The 11,497-nt window shown below is 48.8% G+C and carries 13 protein-coding genes; 4 read left to right on the top strand and 9 right to left on the bottom strand.

Annotation, left to right across the window (positions count from 1 at the left end; all coding sequences use genetic code 11):
• Both KQJ19_RS19480 and KQJ19_RS19475 read right to left on the bottom strand, forming a co-directional pair.
• Nucleotides 1-341 (bottom strand): family 1 glycosylhydrolase (locus tag KQJ19_RS19480; RefSeq protein WP_216404014.1); only part of this gene is annotated, 341 nt, incomplete at its 3' end.
• Nucleotides 342-433: 92 nt separating this feature from the next.
• Complete coding sequence (locus KQJ19_RS19475) at nt 434-727, bottom strand: YicS family protein (RefSeq protein WP_216404013.1); 294 nt, start codon at nt 725-727, stop codon at nt 434-436.
• Nucleotides 728-857: 130 nt separating this feature from the next.
• On the opposite strand from KQJ19_RS19475, the gene KQJ19_RS19470 reads away from it, so the two are divergent.
• On the top strand, nt 858-1,274 hold the full coding sequence (locus tag KQJ19_RS19470; RefSeq protein ID WP_016155037.1) for a GNAT family N-acetyltransferase: 417 nt from the start codon (nt 858-860) through the stop codon (nt 1,272-1,274).
• Nucleotides 1,275-1,445: 171 nt separating this feature from the next.
• Nucleotides 1,446-2,264, top strand: a complete 819-nt coding sequence (nlpA, locus tag KQJ19_RS19465; RefSeq protein ID WP_046276188.1) for a lipoprotein NlpA — start codon at nt 1,446-1,448, stop codon at nt 2,262-2,264.
• Between the two features lie 28 nt (nt 2,265-2,292).
• On the opposite strand, the gene KQJ19_RS19460 is transcribed toward nlpA, so the two are convergent.
• The 3 genes from KQJ19_RS19460 to KQJ19_RS19450 form a co-directional block, all read right to left on the bottom strand.
• Nucleotides 2,293-3,195 (bottom strand): carboxylate/amino acid/amine transporter, encoded by a 903-nt coding sequence (locus tag KQJ19_RS19460; protein ID WP_016155035.1) that lies wholly within the window; start codon nt 3,193-3,195, stop codon nt 2,293-2,295.
• A gap of 118 nt (nt 3,196-3,313) precedes the next feature.
• Complete coding sequence (locus KQJ19_RS19455; protein ID WP_047415729.1) at nt 3,314-3,619, bottom strand: putative quinol monooxygenase; 306 nt, start codon at nt 3,617-3,619, stop codon at nt 3,314-3,316.
• A gap of 1 nt (nt 3,620) precedes the next feature.
• Nucleotides 3,621-4,628 (bottom strand): zinc-binding alcohol dehydrogenase family protein, encoded by a 1,008-nt coding sequence (locus tag KQJ19_RS19450; RefSeq protein ID WP_016155033.1) that lies wholly within the window; start codon nt 4,626-4,628, stop codon nt 3,621-3,623.
• Nucleotides 4,629-4,738: 110 nt separating this feature from the next.
• Here KQJ19_RS19450 and KQJ19_RS19445 point away from each other — a divergent pair, with 110 nt between their 5' ends.
• Both KQJ19_RS19445 and KQJ19_RS19440 read left to right on the top strand, forming a co-directional pair.
• Complete coding sequence (locus KQJ19_RS19445) at nt 4,739-5,644, top strand: LysR family transcriptional regulator (protein WP_216404012.1); 906 nt, start codon at nt 4,739-4,741, stop codon at nt 5,642-5,644.
• Nucleotides 5,645-6,000: 356 nt separating this feature from the next.
• A complete protein-coding gene (locus KQJ19_RS19440; protein WP_046275320.1) occupies nt 6,001-6,837 on the top strand; it encodes a helix-turn-helix domain-containing protein in 837 nt (278 codons plus the stop codon).
• 60 nt (nt 6,838-6,897) lie between these two features.
• Here the strand turns inward: KQJ19_RS19440 and KQJ19_RS19435 are convergent, their stop codons facing one another.
• The 4 genes from KQJ19_RS19435 to KQJ19_RS19420 form a co-directional block, all read right to left on the bottom strand.
• On the bottom strand, nt 6,898-7,845 hold the full coding sequence (locus tag KQJ19_RS19435; RefSeq protein ID WP_216404011.1) for a fimbrial protein: 948 nt from the start codon (nt 7,843-7,845) through the stop codon (nt 6,898-6,900).
• A complete protein-coding gene (locus tag KQJ19_RS19430) occupies nt 7,836-10,298 on the bottom strand; it encodes a fimbria/pilus outer membrane usher protein (protein WP_103767039.1) in 2,463 nt (820 codons plus the stop codon). The genes KQJ19_RS19435 and KQJ19_RS19430 overlap by 10 nt, the downstream gene beginning before the upstream one ends.
• A gap of 25 nt (nt 10,299-10,323) precedes the next feature.
• Nucleotides 10,324-11,028, bottom strand: a complete 705-nt coding sequence (locus tag KQJ19_RS19425; RefSeq protein ID WP_049282831.1) for a molecular chaperone — start codon at nt 11,026-11,028, stop codon at nt 10,324-10,326.
• 54 nt (nt 11,029-11,082) lie between these two features.
• Nucleotides 11,083-11,497 (bottom strand): fimbrial protein (locus KQJ19_RS19420; protein ID WP_216404010.1); only part of this gene is annotated, 415 nt, incomplete at its 5' end.

Raw genomic sequence — 11,497 nt, 5'->3', positions numbered from 1 at the left:
GTAATGCCTTGCGCCAGCAGCTCATCGATGACGTTGTTATAGAAATCAACTGCCTGCGGGTTGACGTCGCCAGTACCGTCCGGGATCAGTCGTGACCAACTGATTGAAGTGCGGAAGCTGTTGTGCTTCAGCTGTTTGAGCAGTGCGATGTCCTGTTTCCAGTGCTGATAAAAGGTCGAGGTGTTCTCCGGGCCAACCCCCTGATGGAAACGCCCAGGCTGGCGGTCGAACCACACGTCCCATGTCGTCTGGCTTTTGCCGCCGTTCAGACTATCCCCTTCGGTTTGCAGCGCCGAGCAGGCACTACCCCACCAAAAGTTTTCGGGAAAACGGTATCGCATTATCTTGCTCCTTGATGTGTTTCATTTCCCTACACAATAGGCGATTTTGCAAAACAGAAACCGGTTACAGCACTCGTTTTTCAATGCGATAGTTACAAATCCGGGCATTCAACTTTGCCCAGCGCTTCCCAGTAGTTGTTCTGATTGTTTCTTTGTATTGCCAGAATGGCTTCGCGGATGTGTTGCTGATTACGCGTATCAGCCATAATCGTTTTTTCCCACACCTCATCCGATGGCGACCCCTGCGGGGTACAAATCTTGCGTAAATCCTTCAATACGGTGTTTTTGTCATGAACGGACTGTAGAGAGCCATAAGCCGAATCGGCCTGCGCCAAACCCGGCAGCATGAAAAGAATGGCAATAAGCGGTAAAACGGCTTGTTTCATGATAATAATCCTTGTTGTCGATGCGCATCATCTCAAGAGTAAGTGTAGACGGCATGCGCCTCACTCATCAGCCTGTGTTAATTTCTAAAAAGAAAATCAGCCAGAAGTTTTAGTTTTTCAGGAGGATAGGATGCAAATACAGATTACAGATACCATTACTGAAGACGATCAAAATGCTCTGCTTGTTGGACTGCGCGCCTACAATCGCCAGTTCCTGAGGACCACCAATTTTGGCGACCTGGCGGTGTACTGGCGCGATGAGCACAATGAAATACTGGGCGGGCTGATCGGTAAAATCAAAGGCGAATGGCTGTGTATTGATTTCCTGTGGATGCATGACTCGCTGCGTAAAGGCGGTTACGGCACAAAGTTGATGCAGGCCGCTGAACAGACGGCGCGTGAGAGAGGATGCCTGCATGCGCTGGTGGACACGATGAGTTTCCAGGCGCTGCCGTTTTATCAGAAAAACGGCTATCAGTTGCAAATGACCCTCGATAACTTTCCAGAAACCGGTTCCGCGCGCCATTATTTGTCGAAAACGTTTTGATGACCGGAAGGACTGCAAAAGGGATGACCTAACAGCACATTCCGATTAATTTTCCTTTTCGCATTATGCTTTTTTCTTCTTGCTGATGCTTTTTCGTTTTTTAAACCGCAGCGGCCTTCCCGCTATAGTCATTTCATTACTCATCAGGCGGTTATTGCAAAAGGATAAAACGTGAAACTGAAGATACCTTATTTTGGGGCTGGGGCGGCGTTATTACTGGCGGGATTATTGCTGGCAGGATGCGATCAGCAGAACAATGATGCAAAGCATATTAAAGTGGGCGTGATTAACGGCGCAGAGCAGGATGTGGCGGAAGTCGCGAAGAAAGTCGCTAAAGAAAAATATGGCCTGGAGGTGGAATTGGTGGGGTTTAGCGGTTCTCTGCTGCCCAACGATGCCACTAATCATGGTGAGCTGGATGCCAACGTCTTCCAGCATCGTCCGTTCCTTGAACAAGATAATAAAGCGCACGGCTATAAGCTGGTAGCGGTGGGCAATACCTTTGTGTTCCCGATGGCGGGTTATTCGAAGAAAATCAAAACTGTTGATGAACTAAAAGACGGTGCGACGATTGCGATACCTAACGATCCGACCAACCTTGGGCGGGCGCTGTTGCTGCTACAAAAAGAGAAGTTAATCACGCTGAAAGCGGATACCGGCCTGCTGCCAACGGCGCTGGATATTACGGATAATCCGCGACATCTGAAAATTATGGAACTGGAAGGGGCGCAGCTACCGCGCGTGCTGGACGATCAAAAAGTGGATGTGGCGATTATCAGTACCACCTACATCCAGCAAACCGGGCTTTCTCCGGTACATGACAGCGTATTTATCGAAGACAAAAATTCACCGTACGTGAACATTCTGGTGGCGCGAGAAGACAATAAAGATGCCGAGAATGTGAAAGAATTCCTGCAATCTTATCAGTCACCGGAAGTGGCGAAGGCGGCAGAAACTATCTTTAACGGCGGCGCAGTTCCGGGCTGGTAATCGTCACCCGTTGCCGCGCCAGTTGGGGTTAAACCGCTCTGGCGCGGCGACGTGAGTCCATTGAGATAAGCACGACCGATGAGAGGATCAAAAGCGTACCCAGCCAGTCTGGCAGGGTAAAGGTGATGCCTAACAGCAGCAGGGACAGCAACGCACTGCTCAACGGTTCCGCGCAGCTTAAAATGCTCGCTTTCGGTCCGCCAATCATCTGCGCGCCTTTCAGGTACAGGCTAAACGTGAGTGACGTGCCGATGACCACCAGATAGAAAAACGCCAGAATTAAACTGCCATTCACCACGAAATGAGTTCCCTGCCCGGCATAGAACGGCAGTAGGATCATTCCACCGATTAACATACTCCAGCCGACGACCGGCAACGTGCCGTAGCGCGCGATGAGCGTTGAGGGGTAGGTGGTATAGAACGCGGCAGCAAACGCCGAGGCTATTCCCCAAAACAGCGCGGCAGCTGAGATAGATAACGACGTCGGGTTACCGTGGGTGACCAGTAAGAAAGTACCGATGAGCGAGGTGAAGATCGCCGTCAGCACTAAAACCCCCGGCCGCGCTTTGCGCACCACGGAGAACCACGCCACGATAATGGTCGGTGACAAAAATTGCAGCACCGTCGCGGTGGCGGCGTTGGATTTTTCGATGGTCAGCAGGAAGGTTAGCTGTACGGTGAGTGCCCCGACCACGGAAAAAATCAGCAGGCTGATGGCGTCCTTGCGGTTTTTGATAATGGAGAATACGTTGTCGCCGTGAACGAAAGAGAGCATCAGCAGAATGAGCCCCGCGAAAATCAGGCGCGTCATGGTCAGAAACTGCGACGACATCTGGCTTTGCTCCATGATGTACTGCGCGCAAACGCCTGAACTTCCCCATAATACGGCGGCAATCAGGACGTTCATCATCCCTCTTCTGGTGGAACTCATCTTTCCCTCTGCATGTTGTTTTGTTTTATTTGTGTGCAGGCATCATAGCAGAGATAGCGAAGCGAGTGAGACATGACGGGCACAGCCCCCCACACCGCAGGGGGCTTCGGCAGTCATCTTACGGCGCAATCGGCGTCAGATAATCCAGTCGTAGCGGTTCGGCCAGCAGCTCGTTCATTTGCAGAATAAACGTCTGGAAATGGGGCAGGGCGATATGCTCGTCCAGACCGGCCTGACCGCGCCAGGATTCACGAACGTAGAAGACATCCGGTGTGTCGCGCAACTGGAACAGGGCATACTCAATATTGCCCGGCTCCTGGCGCGTGGGCAGCAGCAGAGCCTGCAGCGCCTGTTTCAGTGCGTCGATTTTCCCCGGTCTGGCTTTCAGTACCGCAATAATTGAAATCACCTCTGAATCAGACATGTTAAAACCCCTCCAGCACAATCTTGCCGACTGAACGACCGGTTTCAATTTGCGCGTGCGCTTTTTGCAGATTCGCCGCGTTGATTGCGCCAAAATGCTCGCCCAGCGTGGTGCGAATGGTGTTGTCATCGATCAACTGTGCCACGCGGGTTAATAGCTGATGCTGCGCAATGATGTCGTGGGTGGTAAACATCGAACGGGTAAACATAAATTCCCAGTGCAGCGAAATGCTTTTGGCCTTCAGTGGACGTGCATCGAGGGTTTGCGGATCGTCAATCAGCGCCAGTTTGCCCTGCGGCGCCAGGGCGGCAATAATTTGCGGGTAGTGCTGCTCGGTATTGTTCAGGCTGGCAACGTGCGTCACCTCTTTAATGCCAATCCGAGCCAGCTCTTCCATCAGCGGCTTGCTGTGGTCAATCACATGATGAGCGCCTGCTTCACGTACCCATTTCTGGCTCTGTGGACGTGAAGCGGTACCGATGACAGTCATTTTGGTCAGCTTACTGGCCAGTTGCGTCAGGATAGAACCGACGCCGCCAGCAGCGCCAACAATCAATAACACATCATTTTCATTGCCATTTTCCTCAACGCCCAGGCGGTCGAACAGCATTTCCCAGGCGGTGATGGCGGTCAGCGGCAGTGCCGCAGCAGAAGCGTTGTCCAGCGATTGCGGCTTCAGCGCGGTAATACGTTCATCAACCAGCTGAAATTCACTGTTACTGCCAGCACGACCCAGCGCACCGGCATACCAGACTTCATCGCCAGGAGCGAACAGGGTGACTGCTTCACCCACGGACTTCACCACGCCAACGGCGTCCCAACCCAGCACGCGGGGCACATCAGCGTTAAAACCTTCGCGGACCTTGGTATCAACGGGGTTGACGGAAATGGCCTTCACTTCAACCAGCAGATCGTGCCCGGAGGCGACGGGCATGGGCAGGTCAATCTCTTGTAAAAATTCAATGTTACTGCCGTCGGTTGCGGCGCGGGTAATAGCGATGGCTTTCATAATCTCTCCGGTTAATAAACCTTCTATCTGTTGAATAATTCGATGGTAAACCGGTAGCAGAACGGGAAAAATAGCCCTTCGGCGACAGGACTTATACTCGGGGAGTGAAAATGTTCCGGCTTGAAGATCTCACGTTGTTTGTCCGCGCCGCGGCGCTGAATAGTTTTAGCGATGCCGCACGCGAAGTCGGCGTTCAGCCTGCTCAGGTCAGTTCTGCTATTAAGCGCCTGGAGTCTACGCTGGCTATCCGCTTGTTTGCCCGCTCCACGCGCAGTCTGCGCCTGACGCCGGAAGGTGAGGTCTGGCTACCCTATGCCCGCCAGATGCTGGACGTGATGCATGCCGGGCTGCAAAAAATTCAGACCCCGGATGATGAAGTTTCAGGCACGCTGCAAATCGCCGTACCTTCCGATCTCGGTCGGAACCTACTGCTGCCGGTCTTTCAGTCGTTTCGACGCCGCTATCCCGCGCTGCGCCTGCGGATTTTTTTCTCCGACCAGGTGACGGATGTCTTTAAAGACCCCGTCGATGTGGCGTTTCGCTATGGCAACACCGAAGACGCATCTTACATTGCGCTGCCTGTCGCACCGGGTAACCGACGCGTGCTGGTGGCATCACCGGAATGGGTTGTGCAAAACGGCGCGCCGCAAACTCCGGATGATTTAACACAGCTCAACGCCATGACCTTCGTCTTACGCGGACGCCTGCACGATCGCTGGACGTTTACGCATAACGGCGAGGTTAGCAGTGTGCAGGTTAACGGCACCATTATGAGCGACGATGCTGAAGTAATCCGACGGCTGGCGATTGCCGGAGAAGGCATCGCGTACAAGTCGTGGCTGGATGTCAGCGAGGATGTGCGTGATGGACGATTGCAGCTACTGATGCCTGATTACCTGGGCGAGAAAGCCCCGCTGAATATGATTTGCCCACATCGTAAGCAGCTTTCAACGGCGGTCCGTCTGCTGCATGACGCCGTGAAGGCGCGGTGTGACACATTGGGCATTTCCCCGTGAGGTGTTCAATCGCAGGAATATTATTCGATAGCCATACGCATAAATAATAGCTAATCTCTGTTGCTGGCATTAATCTGATCGGAGCGCCGATCAGTTAGTGATAATTGTTTTATTGAGTATAGTTTCTTCGATAAATATTATTTCTTAAATTAATGCAGTGTTTATAATATTTATGTTAAGAATTTTGTGGTCGATGATTTAATGACTTGTATATTTATTAAAAGGTATTTGACGAGATGCCTTTCGCTACGGTATAAAACATAATAGCCTCGATACATGCCTATTTTTTTTACCTGATTGTTAAACGCATTGATGCTTTTTGTTATTACGTTATTTATTGGGGTAGGAGAGGGCCATTGAAGTCAAAGACTATAAATGATGTATTGTATTATATAGAAGATAATTTTGTTTCAGGCATTGGTATTGATGACATTTCACAGTTTTCCGGATACAGTCGCAGACATATACAGAATATTTTAAAGCAGCGAATAAATATGCCTGTGGGGCTTTATATTCGTAGGCGACGGATAACCAAAGCAGCAAGCTTGTTACGCCTTACTCATATGGATATTATCGATATTTCAGTGCGGGTAGGATTCGATTCTCAGCAATCTTTCTGCCGTGAATTTAAAAAACTAACCGGTTATACCCCCACAGAATACCGTAAAAATCCCAGTTGGGATCTTTCGCCGTTAATGTCGTTTGTACTGCGCAGTGATATTGTTGTCGGCGAATTGCAACTACGTACCTTACCTGCTGATACCGTGCATGGATTTCAGTACAATTATGACACACCAATCCCGCCTGCCAGTGACTCACATCTGCATCGATTAAATCTAATATTTGAGCAACTTACCAGTTCAAAACAAAATGTGTGGGCATTAACTGATTTCTCGTCTAATCCAAACTCAATGATGCGGTTGAAAGTTAAAAGCATCATTGGTAATAAAAGTCATCATTCGCCCAATGCCTATAATCGTTATGAGTGTCCTTCGGGAACGTATGCCTGTTTTTCATTCAGATTCAAGAAAGAGGACTATCCACTCTATTCAAGATATATTTATTTTAAGATGTTGCCGGAGAGTAAATTAAAAAGAAAGGCAGGCTATGATATTGAAATATTCCATTATAACCAAGAGGATCTTAAAAATAAAATAATCACCTGTGAACATTACATTCCGATAGATGTGTAATGTAAAAAAGCTCCACTTGCGTGGAGCAAAGACCTCGCAGTACGCCTAAATTAGGATTAATTATTGGTACTCAGCATTGAAATACAAAACTGAACGTACAATGCCGGGACTGACATTGTTAGCTGTTTGAAAATACTGAGCATAAAACGGGATGGAATGATTACCTTTATCTTGAGGCGCTAAATTGATATATGAAGGTGTATTGAATTTAACAGGCTGTTGTTGTTGATCTAACACCTGAATGCCGATGCCAGCAGCGCCTTTGGGGTGGATATTCTTTAGTACACCGATAATACTGCGGTGACCATTATCTGTGTCGCTCCAGCTTAGAATAACCCGGGAAGGCGTCGTAAAATCACTTTTACAGAGAAGGTCGATAGTAAATGGTTTTCTTCCCGCAGTGCTTCCATAGCCTCTGAATTGCTCAAGTGCTATATCGGGCAGTTTGACGTTGATCGAGCGGTTACCTTTGATTGCGCATGAACGGTTGAGCATCGTGATATATTTTGCCGGCACAATGATATCCACCACGGGCAAAGATTGAGCCTCACTTCTGATTTGCAGGTTGATGGAACCCGCAGCGGCTCCTGCCGCAAGCTGATCATCCAGTTTGATCAGCTCAATCTTTATTTTGCTGTTCCTGAATTCATCTGCCGTCGCTCTGAAAGTTGATGGCCACTGGATCGTTTGTCCGGTTGAGGTTTCCAGGGTGACTTTAATGCCAATCCCACTCACATTGCTGCGTATAATACCGGGTTGTTTCATTGCGGACCGATCGCCAATAATCTGTGCGGAAAAAGGGGGGTTGTCAGTACAGCCTGACGCCTGAATATTCTGTAGCGAAAGCGTGCGCGTCTGAATAACTCCCCCTGACTGGATTGATTGCTTATCGTTAACGATTTCCGGCGACAAAATAAACTTTTGTGTGGTCAGGGTACATGCAGCACTGGCTGTCTGATGAATGCTCAAGGCACAGCCCAGAATTAAAGCGGTACGTATTACCGACATGTGGCCTCCTGGTTTTTTAACACGATCGTGCATTTCCCTGTTTCCAGTGAAACGAACACTTCTGGTGAGGTGGTTTCATCAATATAAAGCGCACCGCCTTGTCCGACGTAGCCGACATGATTATTGGCATTGTCGCGGATGATGGCACCGAATGGCATTCTCTGCTGACCCTGCAGGCGGGGATAAATAATGTTCTGTTTTCTGAGCGTCGTTTCAAAGGTGACTGGAATGACATTACCTTCGTAAGGCGCAATCTTGGCCTGGGTTTTAGTAAAGTTCAGACCTTCAGTTGAACCTTTTGGATCGATAGTAACGTCATTCACGCGCCACGGACGAAGCCAGGGCAGAATGGCGTAGCCATTTTTATCGAAGCGGGTTCCAGGTACGCCTTCAAGATGAGCGCCATGCGCATCAGGCGCATAGACCAGCGCGACGGTATCTGAGCGCTCTGGCGAGAAGGTTATTCCCCCCGCGTGCCCAACCAGCATGCCACTCATTCCACCGCTTACCTGGTGCCATGAGTTACTCTGACTCCACGTCCCGTTCAGCGAGGTATAAGGCGTACGCACCATGCCGTTTGCTCCCCATTCCACACTACCGCCGCGGAGATAGCCGGTATTGACCCCCCAAACGATATTGTTTTCCTCATCAGTCGAGGTCGTGAAGCCGAGGCGTGTATTGCTGGCTTTGCCGTTATTGCTGTAGCTATCAGAGGAGATCTGCGTAAAACCGGCGTTATCCCGGGGCAGGAAATAGCTGAATGAGAGCATGATTTGGTCATCTTTGGTGACCGAACCCTGTTGATCCTCATTCCAGAAACGCTGGGCGGATATACTCCAGGTCAGGTTGCCCCAGGCATTGGTGTATCCCACGGCATACTGGCGATAATTATCCTGCTGATCCCAGAACTTCTTAAGAGAGCCGGATAAATAGAATGATCCCCAGGTATCGGATAACGGCTGATTAATACTGGCGCTAAACGACTGCTTCTCGCGTGACGAGAAATATTGGCTGACGAATGCCTGTGCATCCAGGGCATCCAGCGCATCGCGTTGACCGTAAAAGTGATGTGAACTGTATTTTGCTTCCAGCCAGAGCGCGGTTGCCGACCAGGGTAGGGTGCTATTCCATGTCAGACGATACTGTTGTCCTTGTTGACGATTGTCCTCAAGCTTCAGGCGCGATTGGGTGATATCAAGGGCGAATGCGCCGAGTTGGGTGTTCAGACCGCTACCGATGAGGGCTGACTGATAGCGCTCGAATCCAGAGGCCCCGGTATACAACGTTAAATAGTTGTTCAGGCCATACTGCCAGTAGGCCTGGGCTAAAAACGGATCTTCATCATAATTATCTTCATCGACGGTGCCGAGAGTGATGCCATAGCGCGAAATGCCGGGTTTTAGTAGCTGTGGTACCGAAGAGTATGGAACGGTAAAGCGGCGGATACGCCCGTCTGATTCCTGAATCGTGACCAGCAACTCGCCGCCAGTATTCGCGGGCAACACGGAATCAATCGAGAATGGCCCAGCCGGAACCGAGGACTGATGAATGGTTTGACCATCCTGGGTGACGGTAATACGGGCGTTGGTCTCAGCTACGCCGCGAATAATCGGCGCCCAGTTCAGCGTGCTATCCGGGCGCATTAAATCCTCAGAAGCCAATCCCACTCCGAGAATAGCCATACTGTCGAACATCTGGCTGTCAGTATAGAACTTGCCAGCGCTTAACATGGATTTCCAACGAGTGATGGGCCGTTTTAGCGTCGTGCGATTATTGGCGTAATGGCTACCTATTTTGCTGTCCCAATTTTGGCTACCAAAATGTTCAATTAGCCACCCTCCAGCAGAGCTTCGGATATCCATTCCCACCCAGGCGCTGTCCGTACTTGAACGATCGTTACCACGTTGCTGGGTGCTGTAATAATCGGCGTTATAGCTGAAATTAATCGCCGGCGCCCCTGGTTGCCAGAGTTCAGGTTGGACATAATTGTTTTCGATATTATCAACATAAGCCTGCGGGATGGTGATGCGCAGCTCAAGCTGGCTGGTGTTGAGTCTCTCCGTTGCTTTCCCGCTGGTGTCCCAATCGGCAATGCTGCCGCAGCGTGAAGGGTGAGCGGCCAGCGTTTGATTCATTTTTTCTGGGTTAATGCCCACGCCTTTGAGAAATGCTTCTGAATAACAGCTAACTAAATCGCCGTGATTATCTTTTTTGAATAAGAGTTCACGACGTCCACGCCAGTTATCATTAATATAAATATCTACGATATATGTCCCGGGCAATAATCCTGCGGCATTAAAGGACTGCAAATCGTTAAGTGAAGCATTGCCCATTAAGATGGCGTTATCGAACTCGTAGCGAGTGCTGTCTTCTGCGTGAGCTCCAACGGAAAATAATGAACCATGAAAAATAATGAAACAGGGTATGGTGAGGATCCTTTTACATAAACCCATTACTAATTCCTTTTATCCCTTTTTATTAATTAATGGTTGTTTTGTGTTCCACAATTCCGCCGTAATCGCTGATTGCTTGTAAAACAACCGATTCACCCTGGCTGACTTGTTGTTTTGCATTGATAGTCGTTCTGCTTTTCGGGGCGACCATGACCCCTTCGTTTATGAGTCCATGGCCTGATGACGTCACAATATCCGCAACCGTGATGAAGAAGGGGGTGGGGTTTACCAGCGTTATGTCACGTTGGTTAGCAATAATTTTTATCTTATTTTCCGCGTTTTGACGGTCACCTAACCCACTGGGTCGCCAGAAAAACTTAAAGCGTGAGCGAATGGCTAAATTGAGCACAGCTGAATTGTCCGTGACGCTATTCTTATCCACGGAAGGAATATCCAGTATGTTAAGCCACCACATAGACTCACGGTCGGTGGCGACAATATTTTTATCAACGGCTTTTTTTATTCTGAGTGATTGCCCATTGCCTGCGTCAACGCGGGCAATGGGTGGAGAAATAATAAATGGAGTGGAAATTTCTTCCGGTAACTTTTCTGGATTTCCCTCATCCAACCATACCTGGGCCAACGATGGATAGTTTCCCGTATTCGTCATTTGTATCGTGATCTCTGCGGAATCTTCAGAGTAAATAAATCGGGTGCCATTGACAATGATATTATTTGCATGTGCGGTAGAGAGAGCAAATAGAGCTAATAAATAAATGAAAATTTTCATGAAGCCTCTATTAAAATAAATGCTATAGCGCAAGGCAGCTATAGCATTGTGTATTTAGAGATAAGTAATGCTATAGTTTGCCTGAGCGCTTACCGGTCCCGGTTGAACATATGATGAACCACTATTTTCACGTGGTATAATGTAACCCACGCTGAATTTATAAGTTAAAGTCGGGCTATCATTGCCATGTAGGAGATAATCTTTCTCAGGTTCAAATCGGTCATTCTTATTCATCAGGTTAATATTTTTTTCACGATTATCCTTAAGGACTAGCGCTACATTTTGGGCTCCACCCCTTGTCGTATTTTTGAGATATCCATCGTGAGTCAGAGGGGAATTAACATTCCAGGCTAATTTGGGAACTATTTTTTCATTAATATAACAACCCTTCACTTTAATACTGAATTGCTGGAGTTGAGTTGCATGTAATTTGCTAACTAATGTATTGAGAACTGGGTTTAATTTTACC

The sequence above is a fragment of the Citrobacter sp. S46_ASV_140 genome, from assembly GCF_018919545.1.
In the GTDB taxonomy this organism is placed as follows: domain Bacteria; phylum Pseudomonadota; class Gammaproteobacteria; order Enterobacterales; family Enterobacteriaceae; genus Citrobacter; species Citrobacter braakii.
This window is presented reverse-complemented; position numbering and strand designations above follow the sequence as displayed.

Bases quoted from the DNA above. Each gene is read 5' to 3' on its own strand.
- KQJ19_RS19475 (WP_216404013.1), bottom strand. From the start codon at position 727: ATGAAACAAGCCGTTTTACCGCTTATTGCCATTCTTTTCATGCTGCCG.
- KQJ19_RS19470 (WP_016155037.1), top strand. From the start codon at position 858: ATGCAAATACAGATTACAGATACCATTACTGAAGACGATCAAAATGCT.
- KQJ19_RS19460 (WP_016155035.1), bottom strand. From the start codon at position 3,195: ATGAGTTCCACCAGAAGAGGGATGATGAACGTCCTGATTGCCGCCGTA.
- KQJ19_RS19455 (WP_047415729.1), bottom strand. From the start codon at position 3,619: ATGTCTGATTCAGAGGTGATTTCAATTATTGCGGTACTGAAAGCCAGA.
- KQJ19_RS19450 (WP_016155033.1), bottom strand. From the start codon at position 4,628: ATGAAAGCCATCGCTATTACCCGCGCCGCAACCGACGGCAGTAACATT.
- KQJ19_RS19445 (WP_216404012.1), top strand. From the start codon at position 4,739: ATGTTCCGGCTTGAAGATCTCACGTTGTTTGTCCGCGCCGCGGCGCTG.
- KQJ19_RS19435 (WP_216404011.1), bottom strand. From the start codon at position 7,845: ATGTCGGTAATACGTACCGCTTTAATTCTGGGCTGTGCCTTGAGCATT.
- KQJ19_RS19430 (WP_103767039.1), bottom strand. From the start codon at position 10,298: ATGGGTTTATGTAAAAGGATCCTCACCATACCCTGTTTCATTATTTTT.
- KQJ19_RS19425 (WP_049282831.1), bottom strand. From the start codon at position 11,028: ATGAAAATTTTCATTTATTTATTAGCTCTATTTGCTCTCTCTACCGCA.